21 protein-coding genes are annotated in these 25894 nt (G+C 60.2%); 14 read left to right on the top strand and 7 right to left on the bottom strand.

What is annotated here, in order from left to right:
- The first annotated feature begins 615 nt into the window (after positions 1-615).
- The 9 genes from asnB (at position 616) to ACIF4X_RS12760 (ending at position 13284) form a co-directional block, all read left to right on the top strand.
- Positions 616-2481 (top strand): asparagine synthase (glutamine-hydrolyzing), encoded by a 1866-nt coding sequence (asnB, locus tag ACIF4X_RS12800; protein ID WP_397482398.1) that lies wholly within the window; start codon positions 616-618, stop codon positions 2479-2481.
- A 48-nt stretch (positions 2482-2529) separates the two neighbouring features.
- Positions 2530-3393 carry a TauD/TfdA family dioxygenase gene (locus ACIF4X_RS12795; protein ID WP_127929090.1) on the top strand — a complete coding sequence of 288 codons (864 nt, stop codon included), beginning with the start codon at positions 2530-2532 and terminating at the stop codon, positions 3391-3393.
- The gene (locus tag ACIF4X_RS12790; RefSeq protein ID WP_397482397.1) at positions 3390-5474 is read left to right on the top strand and encodes a GNAT family N-acetyltransferase; all 2085 of its coding nucleotides are present in this window, start codon (positions 3390-3392) and stop codon (positions 5472-5474) included. The genes ACIF4X_RS12795 and ACIF4X_RS12790 overlap by 4 nt, the downstream gene beginning before the upstream one ends.
- Positions 5461-6423 (top strand): EamA family transporter, encoded by a 963-nt coding sequence (locus ACIF4X_RS12785; protein ID WP_397482396.1) that lies wholly within the window; start codon positions 5461-5463, stop codon positions 6421-6423. The genes ACIF4X_RS12790 and ACIF4X_RS12785 overlap by 14 nt, the downstream gene beginning before the upstream one ends.
- Positions 6420-7679 (top strand): ATP-grasp domain-containing protein, encoded by a 1260-nt coding sequence (locus ACIF4X_RS12780; RefSeq protein WP_397482395.1) that lies wholly within the window; start codon positions 6420-6422, stop codon positions 7677-7679. Before ACIF4X_RS12785 ends, ACIF4X_RS12780 begins: the two co-directional genes overlap by 4 nt.
- A gap of 107 nt (positions 7680-7786) precedes the next feature.
- Positions 7787-9079 carry an MFS transporter gene (locus ACIF4X_RS12775; protein ID WP_397482394.1) on the top strand — a complete coding sequence of 431 codons (1293 nt, stop codon included), beginning with the start codon at positions 7787-7789 and terminating at the stop codon, positions 9077-9079.
- Between the two features lie 164 nt (positions 9080-9243).
- Positions 9244-9735 (top strand): sigma-70 family RNA polymerase sigma factor, encoded by a 492-nt coding sequence (locus ACIF4X_RS12770; RefSeq protein ID WP_016984563.1) that lies wholly within the window; start codon positions 9244-9246, stop codon positions 9733-9735.
- Between the two features lie 40 nt (positions 9736-9775).
- The gene (locus ACIF4X_RS12765) at positions 9776-10759 is read left to right on the top strand and encodes a FecR family protein (protein ID WP_397482393.1); all 984 of its coding nucleotides are present in this window, start codon (positions 9776-9778) and stop codon (positions 10757-10759) included.
- Between the two features lie 98 nt (positions 10760-10857).
- Positions 10858-13284 (top strand): TonB-dependent siderophore receptor, encoded by a 2427-nt coding sequence (locus tag ACIF4X_RS12760; protein WP_397482392.1) that lies wholly within the window; start codon positions 10858-10860, stop codon positions 13282-13284.
- Between the two features lie 55 nt (positions 13285-13339).
- On the opposite strand, the gene ACIF4X_RS12755 is transcribed toward ACIF4X_RS12760, so the two are convergent.
- Together ACIF4X_RS12755 and ACIF4X_RS12750 are read right to left on the bottom strand one after the other, a co-directional pair.
- Positions 13340-14848 (bottom strand): trypsin-like serine peptidase, encoded by a 1509-nt coding sequence (locus ACIF4X_RS12755; protein WP_397482391.1) that lies wholly within the window; start codon positions 14846-14848, stop codon positions 13340-13342.
- Between the two features lie 93 nt (positions 14849-14941).
- On the bottom strand, positions 14942-16093 hold the full coding sequence (locus tag ACIF4X_RS12750; RefSeq protein WP_397482390.1) for an MFS transporter: 1152 nt from the start codon (positions 16091-16093) through the stop codon (positions 14942-14944).
- Between the two features lie 243 nt (positions 16094-16336).
- Between ACIF4X_RS12750 and ACIF4X_RS12745 the strand changes: the two genes are divergently transcribed.
- On the top strand, positions 16337-17317 hold the full coding sequence (locus ACIF4X_RS12745) for a diaminopimelate epimerase (RefSeq protein WP_397482389.1): 981 nt from the start codon (positions 16337-16339) through the stop codon (positions 17315-17317).
- Positions 17318-17492: 175 nt separating this feature from the next.
- On the opposite strand, the gene codA is transcribed toward ACIF4X_RS12745, so the two are convergent.
- The 5 genes from codA to ACIF4X_RS12720 all read right to left on the bottom strand — a co-directional run bounded on the left by codA (position 17493) and on the right by ACIF4X_RS12720 (position 22808).
- Positions 17493-18740 (bottom strand): cytosine deaminase, encoded by a 1248-nt coding sequence (gene codA / locus ACIF4X_RS12740; protein ID WP_397482388.1) that lies wholly within the window; start codon positions 18738-18740, stop codon positions 17493-17495.
- 15 nt (positions 18741-18755) lie between these two features.
- Positions 18756-20027, bottom strand: coding sequence for a cytosine permease (gene codB / locus ACIF4X_RS12735; protein ID WP_397482387.1), 1272 nt, complete (start codon positions 20025-20027; stop codon positions 18756-18758).
- Positions 20028-20272: 245 nt separating this feature from the next.
- Complete coding sequence (locus ACIF4X_RS12730; RefSeq protein WP_397482386.1) at positions 20273-21085, bottom strand: alpha/beta fold hydrolase; 813 nt, start codon at positions 21083-21085, stop codon at positions 20273-20275.
- Between the two features lie 201 nt (positions 21086-21286).
- Positions 21287-21643: a 6-carboxytetrahydropterin synthase QueD gene (gene queD / locus ACIF4X_RS12725; RefSeq protein ID WP_007915588.1), complete on the bottom strand. Its 357-nt coding sequence runs from the start codon at positions 21641-21643 to the stop codon at positions 21287-21289.
- A gap of 85 nt (positions 21644-21728) precedes the next feature.
- Complete coding sequence (locus tag ACIF4X_RS12720) at positions 21729-22808, bottom strand: patatin-like phospholipase family protein (RefSeq protein WP_397482385.1); 1080 nt, start codon at positions 22806-22808, stop codon at positions 21729-21731.
- A 162-nt stretch (positions 22809-22970) separates the two neighbouring features.
- Here ACIF4X_RS12720 and ACIF4X_RS12715 point away from each other — a divergent pair, with 162 nt between their 5' ends.
- From ACIF4X_RS12715 to ACIF4X_RS12700, 4 genes are read left to right on the top strand one after another with little or no spacing between them, the layout of a single operon-like run.
- A complete protein-coding gene (locus ACIF4X_RS12715) occupies positions 22971-23279 on the top strand; it encodes a PepSY domain-containing protein (protein WP_397482384.1) in 309 nt (102 codons plus the stop codon).
- On the top strand, positions 23279-23590 hold the full coding sequence (locus ACIF4X_RS12710; RefSeq protein ID WP_397482383.1) for a PepSY domain-containing protein: 312 nt from the start codon (positions 23279-23281) through the stop codon (positions 23588-23590). Before ACIF4X_RS12715 ends, ACIF4X_RS12710 begins: the two co-directional genes overlap by 1 nt.
- Positions 23591-23593: 3 nt before the next feature.
- Entirely contained in the window at positions 23594-24262 is a 669-nt protein-coding gene (locus ACIF4X_RS12705) for a response regulator transcription factor (RefSeq protein ID WP_397482382.1), read from the top strand.
- Entirely contained in the window at positions 24259-25572 is a 1314-nt protein-coding gene (locus ACIF4X_RS12700; RefSeq protein WP_397482381.1) for a sensor histidine kinase, read from the top strand. Before ACIF4X_RS12705 ends, ACIF4X_RS12700 begins: the two co-directional genes overlap by 4 nt.
- Positions 25573-25894: the final 322 nt, after the last annotated feature.

Raw genomic sequence — 25894 nt, 5'->3', positions numbered from 1 at the left:
GACGGGTAGATGACCGGCAGATGAATATCCATATACATTCCTTGAATCACATTCCATGTGAAGGTGTGGCACACAGGGCACCACGCTGCTTGCCGTGGAGCATAACAGCGAATTTTTTTTTACGACAAGTAGGGAAAACTAAAAAAAACTCAAAGATCCGAAAGAACGGCGATGGCGAAACTAAAAACTCTATATATTTTATGTAGTTGGTTACTGAATAATATTTTTATTGATTTGTTTTGAGCCTTCGGGACAGGCTGTGTTACGCGCGTCCGGATGATAAGGAGCGAAATAACAAGGGTGCTTAGTTGTGCGCTTTTTTGGTGCGTTGATCTAGGTGGTGTGGCTGTTTCGCGCCGTTCTGGTGCGCCTGCGAGTTGCTTTGAGTTTGCGCAAATTACATTAGGTAATAAGCACCTTCAATTAGGTTATTTGTCATTAACAAGGCACTTGTCAGGGATGTATTGCTTGAAGTAGCTTGTGCCCCGGCTGAACAGAGATATTAAAAACGAAGCATGAAATTGCTTTAGTCAGTCCAGGCGGCACATTGATCTACATGGAACAGGTTTCGCCAATAAAGGCGTTGCCCGTAGGTAATTCGACAAGGAGTGTTATATGAGCGGCATGGCCGGTTGGGTCGACCTGCGTCACGGTGTTGGGCAGCAAGCAAACATTCCTCGTTCGAAGGTCGCCGAAATTGTCTCGGCAATGATCGTTGCGATGTCCGGGCGTGGACCGGACGGGCATGCGGTATGGCTGGGGCCTGAGGTTGCACTGGGACATTGCCGTACAGTCACTTCGCGTTATGACTGGGACGAGCAACCGTGGATTGGCGAGATCCATGGCGCCACCGTGGCTATCATGTACACCGGACAGTTGTACAACGCTGCGCAGTTGCAGCAGCAACTCGCTGACCTGGATCCGGCACCTGATCGCTGGTCCTACGCTGAAATCATTCGCCGTGCCTATGCCCAGTGGGGTGTCGGGTTCGTTGAACGCCTCGAAGGCATGTTTGCCATCGCGATCTGGGACGGCCAGAAGCGCCGATTATTGCTGGCGCGAGACCGCCTCGGCTTGCAACCGCTTTACTACACCCTGCGTGACGGCGGTGTCATTTTTGGCAGCGTACCTACCGCCATCAAAGCCCATCCCCACTTTACCGCCCGGCTGGACACGAGCGCGCTGGCCATCGTGCTTCAGCCGCGCATGGCGTTGCCTGGCGAAACCCCGTTGCAAGGCTTGCGCGAGTTGCCTCCCGCCAGTGTGCTGACCTTTGACGAACGTGGGCATGAATTGCATCGTTACTGGAAACTGGAAAGCGCCGCGCATACCGATGATTTCGAGCAGACCAAGGACCGCGTCCGCGAACTGCTTGAAGGCGTCGTGGCGCGCCAGTACGTGCATGAAGTGCCTTGCGCGGCGATGTTGTCCGGCGGCATCGATTCCACGTCGGTCGCCGCGCTGGTCATGAAGCAACTGGCAAGCCAGGGCGGCGGCGCAGCACTCGATACCTTCTGCCTGAAGTTCGACAGTGACGAGGATGCCTTCACCTCCACCGAACTGCGGCCTGACATCGATGCACCTTTCGCCGCGCTGGCCGCCGAATACATGGGTACCCGTCACACGACACTCAGTGCAACCATGCAGGATCTGCTCGGCGTCATTCCGGCTACGCGCAAGGCCCGCGGCCTGCCTGGCTGGGGGCAGTTCGATGCCTCGATGTACCTGCTGTTCGAACGCATGCGCGGCAATTGCTCCGTGGCGCTGACTGGCGAGGCTGCCGACGAGATCTTCGGCGGCTACCCTTATTATTTCAAACCCGAACTGCTGGCCCGTCCTCAGTTCCCGTGGCTGGGCGATGGCCCGAAGCTGGCCCACTATCTGTCGCCGAGCCTGATCAGTGCACAGCGCGTGGCAGAGGACGAACGTGCCCGTTACGACTATTGGCTGAGTCAGGTGCCACGCCTGCCTGGCGAAAGCGGCGACGCGGCGCGCATGCGCGAGGTGCTGTTCCTCGGCATGTCCGGCCCGTTGTCGGTGATCCTGGATCGCAAGGAACGCATGAGCATGTCGCAAGGCCTGGAAGTGCGCGTGCCATTCTGCGATCCGGAACTGATCCAGTACGTATGGAACGTGCCGTGGGAAATGAAATCCCGTGGCGGCGTGAAAGGTTTGCTCAAGGCTGCCATGCACGACATCCTGCCGCCGACTACCTTGAATCGGAAGAAAAGCGCGTACCCGCACATTCAGGACTCTGAATATGACCGGGCACTCATCAGCGAAGCGCGCTGGATCGCGACTGATCCCAAATCGCCGATTGCCTGGATGTTCGACACCCCGCGTCTCAGCGCACTGATCGAGCAGATCGCCGCGAACCAGCTCAATGCTTCGATGCTGCCGGGCGGCGCCAGTCCCGCGCATCTGCTGATCCAGTTGGTGGAGATGAACCGCTGGATCGTCGACAACGATATCGCGGTGTAAGACACGGTCAGCACGGAAGTCTGATCCCATGAAGACCAAGGAGGCAGCATGCTTGAGTTAGTCCCCGTTACTGAGTTTATCGGCACCGAAGTCCGTGGCATCGACGTCAATGCCAGGCTCAGTGACGACACGATCGAAGCGCTTTACAACGCCTGGATCAGCAGCACCATCCTGCTGTTTCGCGGCCAGTCGATGAGTCCCGATCAGCAACTGGCGTTCAGCCGCAATTTTGGTGAGCTGGTCAGCTATACCCGTTCGCAGTTCAGCGAACAGACCCAGCCGGAAATCCTCATCCTGTCGAACATTACCAAGGATGGAAAACTGATCGGCTCGCCGGTCAGCGGTCGGGTCTGGCACACCGATGGCCATTATCTGGACGTGCCGCCAGCCGGATCGATGCTGCATGCGCTGGAAATCCCGCCGGAAGGCGGCGACACGTGGTTCGCCAATATGTTTGCCGCTTATGAAGCATTGCCGGAAGCGGTCAAGGATCGTATCGAACACCTCAAGGTGGTCATCAGCCGGACTCAGTCACGGCCCTACAACTACCCCGACCGGCCTGCGCCATCTCCCCAGGAACTGGCTGAGTGGATCGACGTGCCGCAACCGCTGGTGCGTCGCCATGAAGTCAGTGGGCGCAAGGCGCTGTATGCCGGCGGCAACGTGCCGTGGCGGATCGAAGGTTTGCCGCTGGAGGAAAGTGCGCCACTGGTGACGTTCCTGCAGGAGTTCTCGGTGCAGCCGCGATTCACCTATCGGCATCGCTGGACCCCGGGCGACATCATTCTTTGGGACAACCGCAGCGCCATGCACAAGGCCACGGTGTATGACGACAAATATCGTCGCCTGCTGCATCGCACCACCATCGGTGCGCGCACCGCCGACAATCAGGACAGGAACCGACGGGCATGAGCGAGTATGACTACATCATCGTCGGCGCCGGCGCGGCTGGCTGCGTATTGGCTGCACGCTTGAGTGAGGACCCGGCGACCAAGGTACTGCTGCTGGAGGCGGGGGCCGAACGCCGCAGTCCATTGCTGTCGATCCCCGTCGGTGAAGTGCTGCTGATGGGTAATCCGAAATATGACTGGTGCTTCGAGACCCGCCCGGACCCGACGCTGGGTGGACGCCGTCTGCAGATTCCCCGGGGGCGCCTGTTGGGCGGATCGAACCTGATCAACGGGATGATCTTTGTCCGGGGTCAGCGCGAGGACTATGACGAGTGGGCCAGTCAAGGCAACCCGGGCTGGACCTGGGAGGAAGTGTTGCCGTACTTCAAACGCCTGGAGTCGAGCGTGGACGTCAGCGGCGAGAGTCGTGGCCAGGACGGGCCGATTCATGTGGCATTGCCACGCGAATATGACGAGTTGTGCGATGCCTTTCTGGCGGCAGCCGGCGAAGCCGGGTATCGACGCAATCGCGACTACAACAGCGGCGATCAGGAGGGCTTTGGCTATTACCAGGTCAACCATGATCAGGGCCGTCGTTCCTCGGCTTATGGCCGCTACCTGTTGCCGGCGCGCAAGCGGGCAAACCTGACGGTGATAACCGAGGCCGCGGTGCAAAAACTGCGTCTGGAAGGCAAGCGCTGTGTTGGTGTGGAGTACCTCAAGGGCACGTTGCAATCGGCCACGGCCCGGCGTGAGGTGATCCTCAGTGCCGGTGTCATCCAGTCGCCTCAGTTGCTCGAGTTGTCCGGCATTGGTGCGCCAGCGGTCCTGGAGAAGGCCGGCGTACCGCTGCGACATGCGCTGCCTGGCGTGGGTGAGAACTTCCGCGATCACTTCGCGTCCCGACTGAAGTGGCGCATTCGCCAGAAAATCACCTTCAACGAACGCACCCGTGGTTTCGCGTTGTTCAGGGAAACGCTCAACTACGTCTTTCGCCGTCGCGGCGTACTCAGTTTGCCGATTGCTCTGGGCCATGGCTTCGTCAAATCACGCGAGGAAGAGCCGCGGCCAGACTTGCAGTTTCATTTCGCCCCGGCCAGTTACGGCCCTGGTTCCAGTCGTCGTCTGGACACCTTGCCCGGCATGACCGTGGGCCTGTATCCGTTGCGGCCCGAATCCACCGGCAGTATTCACATTTGCTCCAGTGACCCTGGCGAGGCACCGGTCATCGAGTCGCGCTTCCTTGAACATGAGGATGACCGCCGGCGGATGATTGCGGGCATGCGCATTATCCGTGACATTGCTGCCCAAGCGGCCCTGCAGCCCTACTGTGATCACGAGTTGTCCCCCGGCACCCAGGTCGCCAGCGATGAAGAATTGCTGGCGTATGCCCGTACTCAGGGCGACACCTCTTATCACCCCGTGGGTACCTGCCGCATGGGCAACGATGAGCTGGCCGTGGTTGATCATCGGTTACGCGTGCGCGGTCTCGACGGTTTGCGGGTGATCGACGCGTCGATCATGCCGACGATGGTGTCGGGCAATACCAACGCCGCATCCCTGATGATCGGCGAAAAAGGCGCTGCCATGGTGCTGGAGGATTACGCATCGCCGCCGGCCACCGGGCAGACTGGCTACAGCATCGACGAGGGTGACCCCGAGGAATTGCAGACCGCCGAGCTGCTTCAACGCTCGGAAGATTACGCGCGTTCCCTGTACCCGGATGAAAGCGTGCACATGCTCGACGTCGCACAGCTCAAGGCTCCGGGGGTGAGCTTCGTGGTCGCCCGCGAGTTGGATAGCGGCGAAGTGCTGGGTTGCGGAGCGGTGGTGGCGATCGGCGAAGGGCAGGCAGAACTCAAGCGCATGTTTGTCGCCGACAATGCCCGTCGACGTGGCGTGGGTGCGCGGTTGCTCAAGCGGCTTGAACAGCTCGCCCATCGCAATGGTGCCCGTACCTTGTTGCTGGAGACCGGGGTCAGCCAGCCGGAGGCTATTTCGCTCTACCGCCGCGCAGGTTTTCGCGATCGCGGCCCGTTCGCTGATTACCGGGAAGACCCGCTGAGTGTATTCATGGAGAAGACCGTCAATGAACAAGCCTGAAGTCAGCCTTACTGGCATGGCTACGCCTGTCAGCCGTGGTGTGGTGCGGGCCGGCATTCTGTATGTGGTGGCCTTTCTGATTCTGGCCAACGCCAACGCGGTGTTCTCGGGCAACCTGCTGCAGCAACTGCATCCGTTCACCTTTCTGTTCTGGAGTTTTGTAATCACCAGCGGCTTCTTTCTGTCGCGGTTATTGCTGAGTTCCGGTACCAAGGGCTTGGCAATCGGTGCCGATGCTGCCGGCCCGCTGACCGTCCTGAACTTCACCAGCGCCCTGAACTGGATCGGCTACTTCTATGCCCTGCGCTACATCGAACCCGCCATCGTCAGCGCCATCATGGGCGGGCTTGGGCCGGTGAGCACGATTCTGCTGGAGCGCATAGTTCGGCGGCGTCAGTTGCCGCTTTACACCTACGCGGTCGCGGCGGGCATTCTTTCCGGCACAGCGTTGCTGGCGTGGGCGTCCCTGGTGGGGCTGGCGGGGATTCGCCCGATCAACTTCAGCGACACCATTATCGGCCTCGCCGCCGCCGCGGCCGGCGGTGCATCCCAAGCGCTGAACACCATCGCGACCAAACAATTGGGCGAGCGCAACTGGACTGCCACACGGATCATGGCGCATCGGTTCTACTTGCTGATCATCGTCGCGGCGGTGCTTGCCTGGAGCGGTCCCGGCTTCGCGTTTGCCTCAAGTACGCAATTGGGTGGCCTGGCCATTGCGACGCTGCTCGGGGTCATCATTCCGTTGTGGCTGCTGCAGCGCGGCATCCTTCTTTCGGAACCCTTTACCGTGGCGGCGTTGCTGGCGTGGGCGCCGTTGCTCACTTACGTCTTTCAAGTATTTGATGCCCGAATCCAGTGGTCGATGACCTCTGCTTTGGGCTGTTCCGTGATCGCTCTGGTTACGGTGTTTGGCACATGGATGAAATTCAAGGGAGACAGCAAATGACACAAGCCAAGGAAAAAATCCTCGTTGTAGTCGATGGTTATTCATCAGGCTCACAATTGCCGGCGCTGATGGCCGAGTCTGGCTGGAAGTGCATTCACGTGAGCAGTTCACCCAATCCGCCGGAGTACTACCTGCGCACCTACCACAAGGACGAATACATAGCGCACTTCGAGTACCACGGTGATATCCAGCGCCTGGCCAATGAAATCAACGCTTTGCACCCGAGCGCCGTGTTGCCGGGCACCGAGAGCGGGGTGATTGTCGCTGACCTGCTCGCCGCGGCCTTGCAACTGCCGGGCAACGATCCCTCCACCAGCCTGGCGCGTCGCGACAAATACACCATGCACGAGCGCCTCAAGGCTGTTGGCCTGCGCAGCATGGATCACTATCTGGCCCGTGACCGCGATGGGCTGAGTCAGTGGGCCGCCAGTGGCAGCTGGCCGGTGGTCATCAAGCCTCAGGCCAGTGCCGGGACCGACTCGGTGACCTTCTGCGCCGATCAAAGTGAGCTCGTCGACAGCTTCGACAAGCTCTTCGGCACCGTCAATCAATTGGGCGAGCGCAATGATGCGGTGCTGGCGCAGCGCTTGCTGGTAGGGCCGGAGTATTTCATCAATGGCGTCAGCGGCCATGGCAAGCATGTGATCACCGAGATCTGGCGCGCCGACAAGCTGCCGGCACCGGACGGTGGCTGGATCTATGACCGTGCCGTGCTGTTCGACCCGACGTCGCCCGAAATGAAGGAGATCGTCGAGTACGTCCACGGCGTACTGAATGCCTTGGGTATCCGCTACGGTGCCAACCACACCGAGTTGATCGTGACCGAGGCAGGCCCGACCTTGATCGAATGTGCCTCGCGTCTGTCGGGGGGGCTCAATCGTCCGGCGGCCAACTACGCGGTCGGCGCCAGTCAGCTGGATCTGGTGGGCAAGCTGGTCAGGGAAGGGGAGTCGGCCATCGACTCCATTGTCGATGCGCAGCAGGGTCACCATTACCCGCTGTGGCAGGTGCAGTTCATCTCCAGCCAGGAAGGTGTTGTCACTCGTTCCTCCTACGAAGAGTTGCTCAAGACCCTCAAGAGCAAAGCCTGGCTGCAGCGTGCGCCAAAAGAAGGGGACGCCGTGGTCAAGACGGTCGACTTGTTCTCCAGCCCCGGTATCGTCTTCATGAGCCATGCCGACAGCAATGTGCTCCATGCTGACTATCAGACCGTACGCGAATGGGAGCGCACTTCGCGCCTGTTCAGCGTCCAGTAAGCCTGCGGGAGTGACCGTGCACCAGGCCTGAACGGGTCTGGTGCTCATCCGCACCCAAGCATTCCGTGCGCGCGGGCCTGCGCGTCTACGTCTGGAAGAGCATCGCCATGAAGCATATGGATTCGCCGCGGCAGCAGCGCAGGATACTGCTGGCTGTAGGAATAGGCACGACCCTGGAATGGTTCGATTTCACCTTGTTCGCGATCTTTTCCCTGCACATCGCCAAGACTTTTTTTCCTGCCCAGGATCAACTGATGTCGCTGCTGGCGACCTTCGTCACCCTGGCGGTGGGTTTTGTGGCGCGACCGCTTGGTGCGTTTCTCATCGGCCGCTACGCCGATCGCCACGGACGCAAGAAAGCGTTGATCCTGACCATGAACATGATGGCTGTCGGCACTGTGCTGATTGCTTTTTGTCCTGGCTATAGTGTGCTGGGCTATGGCGCCACGGTGCTGCTGGTGGCGGCGCGGATTGTTCAAGGGCTGGCGGCGGGTGGCGAAATTGGCAGCGCGCTGGCCTACCTGTGCGAATCGGCACCGGCCTCGCGGCGAGGCTTTTTCACCTCGATCCAGCAGGTGGCACAAGCAGGCTCGTTTTTATTGTGTGGCCTGTTTGCGAGCATCCTGGCGACCGTTTTGACGCCTGAGCAGCTGGGCAGTTGGGGATGGCGTGTGCCGTTTGTCCTGGGGGTGCTGATCTACTTCGTCGGCGTATACGTGCGTCGCACCATTGATGAAAGCAGCGCATTCCAGGCTCACGCCCGACAGGGTATCGAAGTCCCCGCGAAAGCAATCCTCCAGCATTGGCGCAGCCTTGTGTTGGGCATCGCATTCGTTGCCCTGTGGACGGTGTGCACCCAGTTGATCAACTTTATGCCGGCTTACGCCCAGGCCATGCTCAATCTTGATGCCGGAAAGGCTTATTACGGCATTACCCTGGTCGGTTTCATTACCTTGCTCAGCCCATTGGGCGGCTGGTTGTCGGATCGTTGGGGGCGGTACAACGTCATGTTGCTCGGGGCGCTAGGGGTGTTGTTGCTGGCGTATCCGGCATTCCTGGCGCTCAAGCAGAATCCGCAGGACAGCGGATTGATGCTGTTGCAGGCGGGTCTCGCGATGTTAATGGTGCTGTACGCCGGACCGGCATCGGCGGCATTGGCGGAGTTGTTCCCGGTGGCCGTGCGCTCGACCGGGATCAGCGTGGCCTACGCCAGTTCGGTAGTGCTGTTCGGCAGTTTTACCCCGACGTTGGTGACCTTGCTGTATCGCCACACCGGTGACCCGATGATGGCGGCGTACTACCTGCTGGCGGCGGCACTGGTGAGCTTTGTCGCGTTGATGGTTGCGCGTCAGCGACAGGCAGCAAACACCGCTCGGGATTTCCACGACCAGGCCGCTTGAAATTGACAGATCGTTCAAAGCCTCTTGCTTTTTTGGAAGAGGCTTTTTGGGTTTGGCGATAACGATCGGTCGACTTCGTCGGTACCGCAAGGAATGCATTGCCTCGCCTTAATACGAAGCATTACTATTCACACCCCTTTCCTCAGCACGCCGCCCAAACCCCCATGCGTCCCCGCAGACCCGGCTTTTTCGAGCATTACGAAGAGTTGATCGGCACCTGGACTCGTCGCCTGCGCAATCGCGCGCAGGCCGAGGATCTGGCGCACGACACCTTTGTGCGGGTGCTTGAGTCCGATTCGGCGGCGGTGCAGCAGCCACGGGCGTATTTGCACCAGACCGCGCGCAATATTGCGGTCGACGGTTATCGGCGTGAGGATCGGCGCGGCGCCATGGAGTCACAGGCCCTTGATCACAGTGAATCGTCATCCGGCGACCCGGAGCATTACATGCATGCGATCCAGTTGGCTGACTCCATCGAACGGGCGCTCAGCGAGTTGCCGGTCAATTGTCGGAAGATTTTTGTCTGGCAGAAGATCGAAGGCCTGACTCAGGCCGAAATCGCCGAACGCCTGGGACTGTCCAAGAACATGGTCGAAAAGTATATGATCCGCACCCTGCGGCATCTGCGTGATCGCCTCGACGGGTTGCAGTCATGAGCCGCTGCGACATTTCATCCCCAGCCCAACAGGACATTCCATGATGGATACGCGTGATTGCGCGTGCGGGCAAACATCGGTGCGCGATGACGCGGCTCGCTGGTTTGTGCGTTTGCAGGAGCCGGCCATCAGTGCCGACGAGCAGCAGCGCTTTGACGCCTGGCTGAATGAACATTCGCAGCACCGTGACGAATTTCAGTTGCTGCAAGGCTTGTGGTCGGCAGCCGATCTGCTCCCGGCGCCACGCCTCAAAGCCCTTGCTGAAACCCCGCCGAACCGTCGCCATCGCCGTCCGTTGTTGCGTTATGCCGTGGCCGCGAGTGTGCTGGCGGTGGCGCTCGGGCTGGGCTTGTTCAGTGGCTTGAATCATCCGGGCGGCTACAGCGCCGAATTCGCCACAGCGTTGGGCGAGCGTAAACATGTGGCGCTGCCGGACGGTTCGGTGATCGATCTGAACAGTCGCAGCCGCTTGCAGGTGCGTTTTGAAAAGGATCGTCGGGTCATTGATTTAAGCGAAGGCGAAGCGATGTTCAGCGTTGCGCACGATACTGCGCGACCGTTCGTGGTCGAGGCCGGCAGCGGCAAGGTCACGGTCACCGGCACGCGTTTCGATGTACGCCGCGATGTCACGCAAACCCGCGTGGCGGTGGAGCAGGGCACGGTCAAGGTGCAGGGCCACAACTCGCCGGATAACGAATTCATCAACCTGACCGCAGGCCTCGGCACCCATGTCGATGCGCAAGGCAAAGTCGCCACGGCCTATGCGGTCAATCCGGCGGAACTCACAGCGTGGCGCAGCGGCAAACTGGTGTTCAACAACGCCAGCCTCAGTGAAGTCGCCGCCGAAGTGTCGCGTTATCGTGAGAAGCCGCTGACCGTTGCCAATCCGGCAGTGGCCAGTCTGCGCCTGACCAGCGTGTTCAAATCCGACAACACCGATGCCTTGCTCAAAGCCTTGCCGAGCATCCTGCCGGTGGCCGTTCGCACCCTTGCCGATGGCAGTCAGGAAATAATCGCAAAATAAAATTCAGGTTTTTTTCGAGTTCATCGTCTTCCTGTTCAACTGCAACTGGTTTGCATTAACAGCCGCACACTCTTGCGATCCACAGGACTACGTACGACGTGAAAAACACCCCTGCCAACAACAAAAAATCCCCTTGGCTGCCGCTCGCTCTGGCGCTGGCGGTCAGCGCCGCGATGCCGCTGGCGTTCGCGGCTGAAGCCATTCATATCCGCGCGCAGCCGCTGGGTCAGGCCTTGAGCGAACTGGGCCAGCAGACTTCACTTCAGGTGTTTTTCAGCCCGGATCTGGTTGCCGGCAAACAGGCCCCGGCGGTCGATGGCGATATCTCGCCGGAGCAGGCCTTGCGCCAATTGCTGCAGGGCAGCGGTCTGGATTATCAGATCAACGAAGGTTCGGTAACGCTGTCGCCGGCCGCGACTTCCGCCGCCAGCAACGGTCCGCTGGAACTGGGCGTGACCGACATCAAAGTGGTCGGCGACTGGCTCGGTGATGCCAACGCTGCCGTGGTGCAGAACCATCCGGGTGCGCGTACGGTGATCCGCCGCGAAGCGATGGTCGAGCAGGGCGCAATGAACGTCAGTGACGTGCTCAAGCGCGTGCCGGGTGTGCAGGTGCAGGACTCCAACGGTACCGGCGGCAGCGATATTTCCCTGAACGTCGGCGTGCGCGGTCTGACTTCGCGTCTGTCGCCGCGCTCCACCGTGTTGATCGATGGTGTGCCGGCGGCGTTTGCCCCTTACGGCCAGCCGCAACTGTCGATGGCACCGATTTCTTCGGGCAACCTCGACAGCATTGACGTGGTGCGCGGCGCCGGTTCGGTGCGTTATGGGCCGCAGAACGTCGGTGGCGTGATCAACTTCGTCACCCGCGCGATCCCGGAAAAAGCCACCGGTGAAATCGGCACCACGCTGGAAACCACCCAGTACGGTGGCTGGAAACACATCGACACCGCGTTCCTCGGCGGCACTGCCGACAATGGCATGGGCGTGGCGTTGCTGTATTCCGGCGTCAACGGCAACGGCTACCGCGAGCGCAACAACGGCAATGACATCGATGACGTGCTGCTCAAGACTCATTGGGCGCCGACCGATCAGGACGATTTCAGCCTCAACTTCCACTACTACGACGCCACGGCCGACATGCCCGGCGGTCTGACGCAGAAACAGTACGACGACAAACCGTATGACTCGGTGCGCGACTACGACCAATTCACCGGTCGGCGCAAAGACGTGTCGTTCAAGTGGATCCGCCAGATCGACGAGCGCACCCAAGCGGAAATCCTCACCTATTACACCGACAGCTTCCGTGGCAGCACCATTGCCGCCCGCGACCAGAAAACCCTCAGCTCATACCCGCGCTCCTACTACACCCTGGGTATCGAGCCACGGGTGTCGCGGGTTTTTGATGTCGGCCCGACTACCCAGGAAGTCAGCGTCGGTTATCGCTACCTGAAAGAGGCGATGCACGAATCATCGAGCCGCGTGGCGCTGGTCAACAACCAGCCGGTGCTCACGCCGACCTCTGATGGCCACATATTCCAGGACCGCACCGGCGGCACCGAGGCCAACTCGGTTTACATCGATAACAAAATCGATGTCGGCAACTGGACCATCACCCCGGGCATTCGCTTCGAACACATCAGCACCGACTGGCATGACCGCGCGGTGCTCGACACGGCCGGCAAACCGGTACAGGCGAAAAACCGCAGCATCGAGAGCAACGAACCGTTGCCGGCGCTGAGCGTGATGTATCACCTGTCGGACGCGTGGAAACTGTTCGCCAACTACGAAACCTCGTTCGGCAGCCTGCAGTATTTCCAGCTCGGTCAGGGCGGTTCGGGTGATCAGACCGCCAACGGTCTGGAGCCGGAAAAGGCCAAGACCTACGAGATCGGTACGCGCTACAACGATGATGTGTGGGGCGGTGAAGTGACGCTGTTCTACATCGACTTCGACGACGAGCTGCAATACATCAGCAATGACGTGGGCTGGACCAACCTCGGTGCGACCAAGCACCAGGGCATCGAAGCCTCTGTGCACTACGACATGGCAGCGCTGGATCCGCGTCTCGACGGCTTGACCGCCAACGCTGGCTTCACCTACACCCGCGCTACTTATGAAGGCGAGATTCCGGGCTTCAAGGGCCGTGATCTGCCGTTCTATTCGCGGCAGGTGGCGACCGTCGGTTTGCGTTATGACATCAATCGCTGGACCTACAACATCGACGGTTTTGCCCAGTCGAAACAGCGCTCGCCGGGCACCGGTGTGAATGCCGACGGCAGTTTCAACGGCAACTACATCACCGAAGGCACGGCGGACGGGCAGTATGGCGATATCCCGGGTTACGTGACCTGGAACGTGCGCGGGGGTTATGACTTCGGGCCGCAGGTGTCGAACCTGAAGTTGGGTGCCGGGGTGAAAAATATCTTCGACAAGCAGTACTTCACCCGCTCCAGCGACAACAACTCGGGGATGTACGTCGGCGCGCCGCGCACGTTCTTTGTGCAGGCCAGCGTAGGTTTCTAAGGCTCAAGCCATTGCTGAACCGGTTTCCACTGGTTCAGCAAAAAGCGCTCTCAGGCTATTCGGGAATCAGAAAGTTGATAACGGGTCCGGGATTGCCCGCCAGATCTGCGCCCTTGAGGCAAATGCTCTGCCGGCCATTTGCAAGGGAGACATGGAACACGCCGGTGGAGGGCGTTACGCGTTGGAATCCCTGCCCGTCATTGCAGTTGATGCTCCCGGGCTGCCCGGACTTGTATTGAAGTTGAAAGGTATCCAGATCCGGGAAAACCGGAAAAACCCTGACATCGTAGTCATCGCCACCCACCCATTCGATTGTATACGTCGGTGCCAACGGCGCTGGTGCTTCCAGAAACCACCGCCAATAGACGCTGGGGTTTTTTCCATCCGATTGTTTTGGCACGTCCGTAGGCTGCTGTTGGCCAATCAGGCAGAGAAAATATAGCCCCGCACCTTCTTTGAGTTCACGACTCAACTGATTCTCGGAACCCGCCTGAGCGGCTTGGGGTGGACTGTACCCCGCAAGTGACTGGCATTCGTCCAGCGTGCGCGTATAGCGATAGCGGTAGTAGGGAGCGCTCAATGCGAAGGTTTGTACCCACTGCCATGGCACCACCTGTCCGTGCTCGTCACGCTCGACTTTGATGTAATCACTATTTTGCAATGGTGTCGGAAAGGACCATGCCGCTCCCAGCGGGCAGTTACCCGGACGCGGATCGAAACGCCCCTTGGTGAAGCAAGCACCCAGGCCTTCGGTTGTGGAGGCGTAGTTGGTGTCAGTTCGCTTGTTCACCTGCCCGGCAACGACTTCGCAGGGAGCGCCCTTGTTACATCGATTACGGCCACTTCCGCGCGTGGTAGTGCCCAACACACCCACGACTTCATTGGTATAACGCGCAAGCAATGGTGAGCCGGATAATCCACTGACAACATCGAGGCAACGGTTGCTCGATTGTCCAACCCATCGCCACGGGCCTTCGATGACCGCTGCCGAATGTTCCTGTTTGCATGCCATTCGCTGAATGAAGCCGTCCACGGGCGCGCCGGTGATCAGAATGTTTTCTTCGGGGGGCAAGGGGGCATGCGCCAGTTTCAGAGGCTCGATACCGTCGCTGATCAACTGTGCCAGAGGCTGTTCAAGTTCAACGATAGAGATGTCCTGGCCACGCAGCGTGCTCCAGCCAATCCGGCTGACCGCATAAGAGCGACTGTGCGGCTGTGTGTCGAAAAAATAATTGAACGTAACCCGACCCTTTGCAGGCTGATTGACGATGACCTCGTTATTGCCTGTCTCCGGGTGTGTGCAGTGTCCGGAGGTCAGAACATAAGCCGGATTCGACACAGTACCGGGTTCTCGTGTGTCAATGAGCGTACCGGAGCAGGTCATGCCGCCTTCAACTTCGACACGGCCAATGGCTTGCCAATGCGCATAACGTCCGTTGGCATTGGCCAGCCGCTTGGCGGGAGCAAAATTGGCTTCGCCTTCGCCCCAGTCGTATCGATTGACGGAGGCGCATCCCTGGAGAAAAGCGATAAGTGCAACAGCCGATCCAATTCGAATGTTCATGACAGATTTCCATTTCCGCGGGGCTGGAAATCACCATGATTCAAAGGGTCAAGGCCTGTCTACTGTCAAACCTGACAGGTGTCGCGCTTATCTTCATACTTTCAATGTCTTACCGCCGATGGCCACCGCGACCAACAGTACCGCCATCAAGCCAAAGGCAAAACTCAAGCTACTGGCATGGGCGACAAAACCGATCACCGCCGGCCCTGCCAGAATCCCTGCATACCCCAAAGTGGTAATCGCCGGCACCGCGATGCTTTCCGGCATCACCGTTTGCTTGCCCACTGCTGTGTACAGCACCGGCACGATGTTCGAACAACCCGCACCGACCAGCGCGTAACCGACCAATGCCGCTTCCCAGCTCGGCGCGAACGTCGCCAGAAACAGACCGGCAGCCGCCAACAGACCACCAAACAAAATGATCCGCGTTGCACCGACCATCCGCACAATCCGATCACCCATCAAGCGTCCGGCCGTCATGGTCAGGGCAAACGCCGCGTAACCCAACCCCGCGTACGCCGTGTCGATCCCGCGTTCCTGCGCCAAAAACACTGCGCTCCAGTCCAGTGCCGCGCCTTCGGTCAGGAACACGATGAAGCACATCCCGCCGATAAACAGCACGATGCCGTGCGGGATGGCGAATGCCGGGCCCGAGCTTTCACTGCCGTAGGGCAACATGTGCGGCACGCATTTGAACAATGCTGCGATCAGCACGACAACCACCACCAGCATGGCGGCCAGTGGTGTCAAACCCAGGCCGAGCAAGGCACTGACGCCCGCCGCGCCGACAATCCCGCCGAGACTGAACAAACCGTGAAAGCCCGACATCATGTTCTTGCCGCTGGCGCGTTCGACGATCACCGCTTGCAGGTTTACGGTCGAATCCACCGTACCGAGGCCTGCGCCGAACATGAACAGCGTGGCGATCAGCGCCGGTATCGACGACACCGTGGCCAGCAATGGCAGCGCCGCGCAGATCAGCAATGTGCCACCGGTGGCGACACGCCGACAGCCGAAGCGTGTGGCCAGAATCCCCGCCAGCGGCATCGCCAGAATCGAACCGACGCCGAGGCACAACAGCAATAACCCCAACGTGCCTTCATCCAGTCCGGCACGGGCCTTGGCGTACGGCACCAAGGGCGCCCACGCGGCAATGCCGAGCCCGGCGATGAAAAAGGCGATGCGCGTGGACATCTGTTGCAGGCGTCCGGGGACGAAGGTGTCTTGGGGGGTGAGGCTGGTCATATCGATCCTTGGCAAAAAACTTCGCGTCCCCGAAGGACAGTGATAGGGCGTCGAGGTTCGATCGCGGGTGTTCGGGGATTCGCAGACGACATCCTAACCTGTGGGAGCGAGCTTGCTCGCGAAGGCGCAGTGTCAGCTGAAAAAAATATCGGCTGCCCCACCGCTTTCGCGAGCAAGCTCGCTCCTACAAGGGATTGCGTTTTACAGTGGAGGCTTCAGGCGATTTAACAGCAAGGGGCGGTGATGACGCAGTTCTACGATGCTCGGGGCAATATCTACGGGGTGATTTCGCCGCAGGCACTGCGCGCCGGGGGCATTGCCTTGCCCGCCAGCGCCACCGAATGCGCCTCGTCGCGTCAGTCGTGGAGCGCAGCAGCAATCAAACTCTGCTGTGACTGGCCCGAAGGCCAGCGGCCGGTGAACAGCAAATCCCACCGCAGCGACGGTCTGCTGATCGGTCCGTTCCAGGCGTCGCCGCCGTTCGACGTACTGATCGTCAACACCGACGGCACCCTCGCCGAGCGCAGTGGCAATGGCCTGACGATTTTCTCGCAGGCGCTGACCGAGCAAGGCTTGATGCCGGAAGAGGGCGCGTTGTTGCGCGTGCATCACGACAAGGGCGAGGCCGTGGAAACCTCGGTAAAACCGGCGGAAGTCGACGGCGTTCAAGTTTTTTGGCTGGACCTCGGCCAACCGCGATTCGGGCCGGATGCCGTGGGCGCGCAGGTGGTTGGAAGCCTTCAGTTCAACGGTCGGGACGTGAGCCACGTCGCGCCCTTGGCACAACTTGATTCCGAGTGGGCGCACAGCCAGTTCGTGCGCATCGGCAACCCGCATTGCGTAACCCTGCTCGCCGACGTAGCGGCATTGCCGAGCAACGAGCCGATGCGTGAATCCGCCCTGAGCGAAGGGTTGACTGCAATCGCCTACGCCATGCCCACCGGTGGCGGTGATCCGTGCCCGGCGGGCGTCAATCTGCAATGGGCGGTGCTGGAGTCGCCGCAGCGAATCCTCGCCCGGGTGTTCGAGCGTGGCGAAGGGCCGACGGCTTCATCCGGGACCAGCGCCAGTGCGGTGGCTTGCGCGGCGTGGCGAGTGGGTTGGGTCGCGGCGGGAGAAGTGCAAGTGGTCATGCCCGGTGGCACGGCGCCGATTTTGCTGGAAGAGGCGGACGGAGAATTAGTGCGGGTCAGATTGTTGGGTATGGCACGGCTGATGGGCTGAATTCAAAACCGCCATCGCTGGCAAGCCAGACTCCCACAGGGTTTTGTGGTGAACACAAATAGTATGTTCAAACACATAACCCTGTAGGAGTGGCTGTACTCAGTTTTGTGTTCAGCATCAAACCCTGTGGGAGTCTGGCTTGCCAGCGATGGGGCCATCGGCCTCAACACAAGTCTCAGCTCGGCTCAGCACTGAATTCCACCACCGGCATCTGCCGCTTCATCAACACCTTGCCACCGCGAATCGAATACAACGGCAAGCCCTGACTGCGGATCACCTCGTAATCGCTGTCCGCCGACAGAATCAGCAGATTCGCCGGACGTCCCTGTTCCAGGCCATAACGCTCGCCCAAGTGCATCGCTTTGGCACTGTTGTCGGTGACCAGATCCAGCGCACTTTGCAGGTTGCGGTAACCGAGCATATGGCAGATGTGCAGCCCGGCTTCGAGCACACGCAGGATGTTGCCGTTGCCCAGCGGATACCATGGATCGACGATCGAGTCCTGGCCGAAACACACGTTCATCCCGGCTTCGAGCAGCTCATTCACGCGGGTCACGCCACGGCGTTTCGGGAAGTTGTCGAAGCGCCCTTGCAAGTGGATGCTTTCGGTCGGGCAGGAGACAAAACTGATCCCGGAATGCCCGAGCAGGCGGAACAGTTTCGCGCAGTAGGCGTTGTCGTAAGAGCCCATCGCCGTGGTGTGGCTGGCGGTGACGAGAGCGCCCATGTCGCGGCTGCGCGCCTCTTCGGCCAATACTTCGAGGAAGCGTGAATGCGGGTCGTCGGTCTCATCGCAATGTACGTCGACCAGACAACCGGTGCGCTCGGCCAGGTCCATCAGGAACTTCACCGAACTGACGCCCTGATCGCGGGTGTACTCGAAATGCGGAATGCCGCCGACCACGTCCGCGCCCATGCGGATCGCTTCTTCCATCAACTCGCGACCGTTGCGAAACGACTCGATGCCTTCCTGCGGGAATGCGACGATTTGCAGATCGATCAGGTGACGGCTTTCCTCGCGCACTTCGAGCATGGCTTTGAGCGCGGTGAGTTGCGGGTCGGTGACGTCGACGTGGGTGCGCACGTGCTGGATGCCGTGGGCGGCCAGGGTCTGAATGGTTTTCTTGGCGCGGGTCTTGGTGTCTTCTTCGGTGATGGTGACCTTGCGTTCGCCCCAGCATTCGATGCCTTCGAACAATGTGCCGCTCATGTTCCAGCGCGGCTCGCCGGCGGTGAGGGTGGCGTCGAGGTGAATGTGCGGCTCGACGAAGGGCGGTACCACCAGATTACCGCCGGCGTCGAGGTCATCCCGGCCGAGGGTCGGCGCTTCGGTCTGCCGGGCGATGCTGCGGATCAGGCCGTCTTCAAGGTGCAATTCGTGCAAACCTTCCTGGTTGCGCAAACGGGCGTTGATGATGTGCATCAGGCGAATCCTTTTTTATAGGTCTTGTAGTGGCGCGGTCGCGCGGCGAGCGCCGAGCACGCCGGTGACGATGACATACGTTAGCGCGGCAGCGGCGATCCCTACCAGCGGCGCGACCCACGGTGAGCTGAACGCGGCGACGGTGCCGACCGCATAGGCCCCGAGGCCCGGCCAGTTGAACGCCGGCAACCGTGCGTCGGCCAGACGCGGATAGTGCCCGCGCCAGCGGTAGAAAAAGTCCGCCATGATCACCCCGCCAATCGGCGGAATTACCGTGCCGAGCAGAATCAGGTACGGCACCAGCATGTCGTACATACCGAGCAAGGCGAGCAGGGTGCCGATCACTGCGCCGGCAAGGGTCACGGTTTTGCGTCGGCCGGTGCGCAGCAGGTTGCAACCGGCGACGGCGAAGTTGTAGATGGTGTTGTCCTGGGTGCTCCAGATGTTCAGCAACAGCATGGCCATCGCGGCCATGGCGAAACCTTGCAACAGCAGCACTTCAACCACGTCGGGTTGTTGGTAGACGATGGCGCCGTACGCGCCGATCAATACCATCAGGCCATTGCCGATGAAAAAACCGATCAGACTGGCCAGCACCGCAACGCGCGCCGAGCGCGAGAAGCGCGTCCAGTTGGTCGCTTGCGTAGCGCCACTGACGAAGGTGCCAAACACCAGGGTGATCGCCGTTGACCAGTCCAGCGAACCGCTCGGCACCACACTGAGCAAGCCTTCGAAACCGCCGACTTTCACCGTCGCCACCCACATCGACAGCATCAGCAGCAACATCATCGCCGGCACGGCGATGTACGACAGAATCTCCAGCCCGCGATAACCGACGTAGGCGGTGGCGCAGAACATCAGGCCGAACAGCACCATCAAACCAAGCACCGTGCCTTCGTCAAGATTGAAGTATTTGCCGATTACCACGGCAGCGGTCGCGGTGCCCCAGGCATACCAGCCGATCTGGGTGAAACCGAGGATCAGGTCGCTGAGTTTGCTGCCGATTTCACCGAAACAGAAACGCCCCATCAGCACCGAGTTGAGGCCGCTCTTGAATGCGATATAGCCGAGGCCCGCCGCATACAGACCGAGCAGCAGATTGCCGACGACGATCACCGCCATCATCTCGCCGAAGTTGAACGCCACACCGAGCTTGCCGCCGGCGAACATGGTCGCGGTAAAAAACGTGAAGCCCAGTAACACCATCGCCGTGGAGGCCAGGCCTTTACGCGCATGCATCGGGACTTCGCTGAGGGGGTAATCGTTGCCGGTAGCGTTCTGCGTCATGGTGCGGTCCTTGCAGGAGTGGAGGAGACGCGGGGAAGGGTTGCAGTGGTCGTGCCAAATGCCGGTTGGCGCGGGTTATGTATAGACGAGTCGCGCGGATTGGCGCGAAAGCGGTGCACCTGAATGCACTCAGGCCCAATGTGGGAGCGAGCCTGCTCGCGAAGGCGGCGTGTCAGGCGACATCTGCAGTGGCTGATATTCCGCTTTCGCGAGCAGGCTCGCGCCCGCAAGGGATGGCTGTTGGCTCAGAGAAAACGCAGCAGGGCGGCGACGATGGCTTCCGGGGCGTCTTCCTGGACGAGGTGCCCGGCGTTGGCGATGGCGTGGAATTGCGAGCCCGGGATCATTTTGTGTAAGGCACGGCCACGTTCGATGGGGATCCACTGATCCTCTTCGCCCCAGAGAATCTGCACCGGGCAGCGAATCGTCGGGTACAGCGGTTGAGCTTCCAGCGTGTAGCGCTCATCCATCTGCGCAATCTGTCGATAGAACGCCGCTTGCCCCGGATCGCCCAGCCACGGTTGTACGTAGGGCGCGAGTTCGTCCTCAGGAATATCGCGGTGGATCGCCCCGCGAATATAAGTCGGCACGATGGCGCGCTGGATGTAGTCGGGCAGGCCACTGAAGGCCGCTTCATGCTGGCGCACGTGTTGTACGAAGGGCGAACCCCACGGCGTCAGCGCGACCGGGTCGATCAGTGTCAGGCTGCGATAATCCTTGCCATTGAGCAGGTGCGCGCGCAGCACGGTGGCGCCGCCAAAGTCGTGAGCGACGACGTCGGGGGTTTGAATATTCCAGTGGTCGAGTAACTGCGCCAGCAGCTGGTTTTGCACGCCGAGAGAAACGTCCGCGTCGGGTTGCCCGGAGCGCCCGTAACCGAGCAGATCAAAGTAATGCACGCGATGCGTGGCAAAAAAGTGCGGCGCGATCCGGTGCCACACATATGACGAAAACGGCGTGCCATGCACGAACACCAGCGGCGGGCCGTCGCCGCGCACGGCGTAGCGTACCTGTCGGCCATTGAAATCAAAGACCTGATCCAGCAGCCAGTCTGTCATCGGCCTGTCCTCTTGGCGGGTGGGAGCCAAAAAGCATAGGCGTAAAAAAACAGCCTCGCGGGCTGTTCTCTGGCAAAACACTGTTTACTTGTGGGAGCGAGCCTGCTCGCGAAGAGGGTGTGCCAGTCGACATCAATGTCGACTGGCAAACCGCTTTCGCGAGCAGGCTCGCTCCCACAGGGATAGTTAGGTTCTCAGAAATTACTCACCGCGATAGATGCAACCGCTGGTGCACGTTTCGTGAATACGGATCGCGCTCAATTCCGGCAGCAATGGCTTCATTTCATTCCAGATGAATTTGGCCAGCACTTCACTGGTCGGGTTTTCCAGACCGGGAATATCGTTCAGGTAGTTGTGATCGAGACGCTCGTACAACGGCTTGAAGATCGCCTTGATTTCGGAGAAGTCGCGGATCCAGCCGGTGTGCGGATCGAGGTCGCCGCTGAGGTGAAGCGCCACTTTGAACGAGTGACCGTGCAGACGTCCGCACTTGTGGCCGTCCGGGACGTGCGGCAGGCGGTGGGCGGATTCGAAAGTAAATTCCTTGAAGATTTCCACGGTATTTTCGGCTCTGTTCAGATGGTGTTCGCCGCAGCGATTCGGGCAGGCGGCGAGTTTACCAGCTTGTGTTTGGCCGTGCTGACTAAAGGGTCAGCAAGCGCTCGGCGAGGCGACCATTGGCAGTCAGTTCAAGGAACTCATCGCCCAGGCGGCGGCTCTCGTCCATCGCCGCGTGCCAGTATTTCTGCCGGCTCGGTGCATCACCCATGAAGCGTTTGAAGTCGTTGCGGTCGGGCAGTTTGCCGTAGGGCAGGCGCGCCAGATATTCCTTGGATGGCGCGAGCAGCAGCACGTCCTGCAAGCGCTCCACCGAGGCCTTGCGCCACGGCAGGGTCTTGTCGAACCAACCTGGAATGACCCGGTCGGTGAAGTGCGGATAGAGCACGATGCCGTCACCGCTGTAGGGCAGGTCGAGGTGATAGTCGAGCAGACCACCGTCGCGGAACGTACCGGCGCCGGCGCCCGGGAGGTCGCGCACGCCTTCCATGACCATCGGGATCGATCCCGAGGCCAACAAGGCCTGACGCAAATTGCCGGCATTCAGGGCGACGAAGCGCGACGGGAAATCGTTCAGCGCATTGACCGGCGGGGCGAGGCGCGGGTCGTGGATGATCAGCCGTTCGAAGTGTCGCGACAGCCGTGCACGGCCGCGCAGATTGTCGGCAATCACCGAGCCCAGTGCCAGACCCAGTCGCCCGCGATGGTCATCGGCCAGACGCCCCTGACTTTTCACCACCATGATGTTCAGACGGTAATGCGCGTTGTCGAGGATGCTCGCGTCGCGGCCGTCGAGCAGGTCGTTGAGCATGCGCTGCGAGCTCTGACTGATCTCGGCCATGGTCACGCCTTTGTTGAAGTTCTGCTCGGCGTACAGATGGCCGAGGCGGCGGATGCCTTCGGCGGCGTCCGGCAAGCAGGCACTGGCGAAGCGCCAGGAACCGACCGAGGCGCCGATCAGCGAACGCTCGCGCGGCGCGCCCGGCAGCCATTCACCGAACAATGCCAGATCCAGTCCCTGAATCCCCAACGCCTTCGGCCCACCGGCAGCGCCTGGCAGGGTGCCGACGTCGGCGGCGTTCAAGCCCTGGGCACGAATGCGCGCCATGGCGCGTGGGCCGGCCTTGAGGGTGAGGGCGGGGAATTTGATGTGGATGGCGGTCATACCGGTCTCGATCGTTAGCAAGCGAACAATTATAAGCACATGTTACAAAATCCTACACGGGGGCATGTGTTGCGCTGGAGCAATGATGGCAATTCAGTTTCAGTTAAGTTCATCCCGTTAAGGTGCCCACCGTAAAGCAACACATAAAAATACGGAGACACCATGAAAACCCTGACTGCCCTGTCCATTGCCGCGATCATTGGCTTCACTGCCAGCCTCGCCCATGCCCGCGATCTCGGCCCTGACGAAGCCCTGCGCCTGCGCGACGCTGGTACTATCGTCTCCTTCGAGAAGCTCAACGCCAAAGCGCTGGAAAAACACCCGGGTTCGACGATCACCGACACCGAGCTGGAAGAGCAGTACGGCAAGTACATCTACCAGATCGAAATGCGTGATCCGCAGGGGCTGGAGTGGGATCTGGAATTAGACGCGGTGACTGGGCAGGTTCTCAAGGATCATCAGGATACGTAATGAAGGTTAATGTTCGCGTCACCCGCCGCACGGCGTTGGCGCTGGTGATGTGTTGCTCAACGGCCATGGCCCGTGACCTCGGTCCGGACGAAGCCCTGAATCTGCGCAAGCAGGGCGTGATCCTGCCGCTGGAGCAAGTGCTGCAGCAGGCGATGGATCGCTATCCCGGCGCAAAATTGCTGGAAGTCGAGCTGGAAGAAAAACACGACGTCTACATTTATGAAGTCGAGTTGCTGACCGTCGAAGGTGTCGCCCGTGAGCTGCACTTGAAGGCCGATACCGGTGAACTGGTGAAAGACAAGGAAGATTGATCGATGCGTTTGCTATTGGTGGAAGACCACGTACCGCTGGCCGACGAATTGCTCGCCGGCCTGCAGCGCCAGGGCTATGCAGTCGATTGGCTGGCCGACGGCCGCGATGCGCTGTATCAGGGCAGCAGCGAGCCGTATGACCTGATCATTCTCGACCTCGGCCTGCCGGGTGTGCCGGGGCTTGAAGTGCTGGCGCAGTGGCGCGCCGGTGGTCTGGCGATTCCAGTGCTGATCCTTACGGCGCGTGATTCCTGGGCCGAACGCATCGAGGGCCTGAAGGCCGGCGCTGACGATTATCTGACCAAACCGTTCCACCCTGAAGAGCTGCAACTGCGTATTCAATCGCTGCTGCGCCGTTCCAAAGGCCAGGCCAATCAGCCGACTTTGAAGGCTGCCGGTCTGCATTTGGACGAGGGCCGCCAGTGCGTAGTGCGCGACGGCGCCGACATTCAACTGACCGCCGCCGAATTCCGTCTGCTGCGTTATTTTATGCTGCACCCGGAGCAGATCCTTTCCAAAAGCCACCTTGCCGAACACCTCTACGACGGTGAAACCGAGCGCGACTCCAACGTGCTCGAAGTGCACGTCAATCACCTGCGGCGCAAGCTCGGCAAAAGTGTGATCGAAACCCGTCGCGGCCAGGGTTACCTGTTCGGCGGGCAAGCTTCGTGAGGTCGATCCAGCGCCGCTTGAGCCTGGGTTTGATCAGCGTGATGGTGATCGTTGGCGTGGTAGTGGCGCAAACCAGCCTGTGGTTGTTCGAAGTGGGTTTACAGCGCTACCTCGAAGCCGGTCTGCGCAACGACAGCGAAAGTCTGCTGGTGGCATTGGTGCGCGGGCCGCAGGGGCTGCAACTGGATGAGCGGCATTTGTCGCCGGCCTATCAGCGACCGTTTTCCGGGCACTACTTCCGGATCGACTTTGCCGACAGCCATTGGCGCTCGCGTTCGTTGTGGGATCAGGACCTGCCGCTGCTCGACCATCCCGGTCTGCACAGCAATCTGCAACTGGGGCCGGACGGTCAGCAATTGCTGGTGCTGCGTTCGGACTATCGACGCCTGGGCCAATCGATTTCGATCAGCGTCGCGCAGGATTACACGCCTGTGCGCGAGAGCTTTCAGCGCATGCGCCAGATCGGGCTGGGCCTGGGGCTGGCGGCGTTGCTGTTGATTCTGCTGCTGCAACGGCTGACCGTGCGTCGCGCCTTGAAACCACTGGAAAAGGCCCGTGAACAGATTGCGCAACTGCAGCAGGGCCAGCGTTCACAACTCGATGAACAGGTGCCGGTGGAACTGGAACCGCTGGTGGCGCAGATCAACCATTTGCTTGCCCACACCGAAGACAGCCTCAAGCGTTCACGCAATGCCTTGGGTAATCTCGGGCATGCGTTGAAAACGCCGTTGGCGGTGTTGTTGAGCCTGGCGTCCAGCGAAAAACTCGATGCGCATCCCGAGTTGCGCAAGGTCCTCAAGGAACAACTGGAGCAGGTGCAGCAACGGCTTAATCGCGAATTGAACCGTGCGCGGCTGTCCGGTGATGCGTTACCGGGTGCGCTGTTTGATTGCGATGCGGAGCTGCCGGGGTTGCTGGCGACGTTGAACATGATTCATGGCGAGCATCTGGCGCTGAGTTATGTCGCGCCGGCAGGGTTGCAACTGCCGTGGGATCGTGAGGATTTGCTCGAACTGTTGGGGAATCTCCTGGATAACGCCTGCAAATGGGCGGATGCCGAAGTGCGCTTGAGCGTGATCGAGCGTACGGATGGCTTTGCCCTGAGCGTGGAGGATGACGGCCCGGGGATTCCCGAAGAGCAGCGCTCAGAGGTGTTCAGTCGCGGCACGCGGCTGGATGAGCAGACCCACGGGCATGGCCTGGGATTGGGGATTGTGCGCGACATTGTCGAGACCTGGGGCGGGTTGCTGGTGTTGGGCGAGAGTGAGTGGGGCGGGTTGAAGGTGGTGATCGAATTGCCTCGACGGTGAGCCTTTTAGAAGCCCCTCACCCTAACCCTCCCGAAACGTCGGACCGCCCAGAGGGAGAGGGGACTGACCGAGGTGTCTGTTCGAGGTACACCGACCTGAAATACCGAGCCGAACTCAGGGTTTGAAAGCATCGGCGTGATCTGAAATACCGAGCCGAACTCAGGTTTTGAATGACATGAAGATCGGCTCCCTTTCCCCCTCGCCCCCTTGGGGGGAGAGGGCTGGGGTGATCTGGTCAAACGATACTGGACACGGTTATAGGGTTTAGGTCATTTCTCATGCTGCCAAGGCTTCCATTGCTACCGGAGTCCGATATCCGTTG

Origin of the sequence: Pseudomonas sp. NPDC085632 (assembly GCF_044541255.1) — a bacterium.
Taxonomy (GTDB): Bacteria; Pseudomonadota; Gammaproteobacteria; order Pseudomonadales; family Pseudomonadaceae; genus Aquipseudomonas.
Note: the sequence above shows the minus strand (reverse complement) of the source record. Positions and strands in the feature narration are given on the sequence as shown.

Bases quoted from the DNA above. Each gene is read 5' to 3' on its own strand.
- asnB (WP_397482398.1), top strand. From the start codon at position 616: ATGAGCGGCATGGCCGGTTGGGTCGACCTGCGTCACGGTGTTGGGCAG.
- ACIF4X_RS12795 (WP_127929090.1), top strand. From the start codon at position 2,530: ATGCTTGAGTTAGTCCCCGTTACTGAGTTTATCGGCACCGAAGTCCGT.
- ACIF4X_RS12790 (WP_397482397.1), top strand. From the start codon at position 3,390: ATGAGCGAGTATGACTACATCATCGTCGGCGCCGGCGCGGCTGGCTGC.
- ACIF4X_RS12785 (WP_397482396.1), top strand. From the start codon at position 5,461: ATGAACAAGCCTGAAGTCAGCCTTACTGGCATGGCTACGCCTGTCAGC.
- ACIF4X_RS12780 (WP_397482395.1), top strand. From the start codon at position 6,420: ATGACACAAGCCAAGGAAAAAATCCTCGTTGTAGTCGATGGTTATTCA.
- ACIF4X_RS12775 (WP_397482394.1), top strand. From the start codon at position 7,787: ATGAAGCATATGGATTCGCCGCGGCAGCAGCGCAGGATACTGCTGGCT.
- ACIF4X_RS12770 (WP_016984563.1), top strand. From the start codon at position 9,244: ATGCGTCCCCGCAGACCCGGCTTTTTCGAGCATTACGAAGAGTTGATC.
- ACIF4X_RS12765 (WP_397482393.1), top strand. From the start codon at position 9,776: ATGATGGATACGCGTGATTGCGCGTGCGGGCAAACATCGGTGCGCGAT.
- ACIF4X_RS12755 (WP_397482391.1), bottom strand. From the start codon at position 14,848: ATGAACATTCGAATTGGATCGGCTGTTGCACTTATCGCTTTTCTCCAG.
- ACIF4X_RS12750 (WP_397482390.1), bottom strand. From the start codon at position 16,093: ATGACCAGCCTCACCCCCCAAGACACCTTCGTCCCCGGACGCCTGCAA.
- ACIF4X_RS12745 (WP_397482389.1), top strand. From the start codon at position 16,337: ATGACGCAGTTCTACGATGCTCGGGGCAATATCTACGGGGTGATTTCG.
- codA (WP_397482388.1), bottom strand. From the start codon at position 18,740: ATGCACATCATCAACGCCCGTTTGCGCAACCAGGAAGGTTTGCACGAA.
- codB (WP_397482387.1), bottom strand. From the start codon at position 20,027: ATGACGCAGAACGCTACCGGCAACGATTACCCCCTCAGCGAAGTCCCG.
- ACIF4X_RS12730 (WP_397482386.1), bottom strand. From the start codon at position 21,085: ATGACAGACTGGCTGCTGGATCAGGTCTTTGATTTCAATGGCCGACAG.
- ACIF4X_RS12720 (WP_397482385.1), bottom strand. From the start codon at position 22,808: ATGACCGCCATCCACATCAAATTCCCCGCCCTCACCCTCAAGGCCGGC.
- ACIF4X_RS12715 (WP_397482384.1), top strand. From the start codon at position 22,971: ATGAAAACCCTGACTGCCCTGTCCATTGCCGCGATCATTGGCTTCACT.
- ACIF4X_RS12710 (WP_397482383.1), top strand. From the start codon at position 23,279: ATGAAGGTTAATGTTCGCGTCACCCGCCGCACGGCGTTGGCGCTGGTG.
- ACIF4X_RS12705 (WP_397482382.1), top strand. From the start codon at position 23,594: ATGCGTTTGCTATTGGTGGAAGACCACGTACCGCTGGCCGACGAATTG.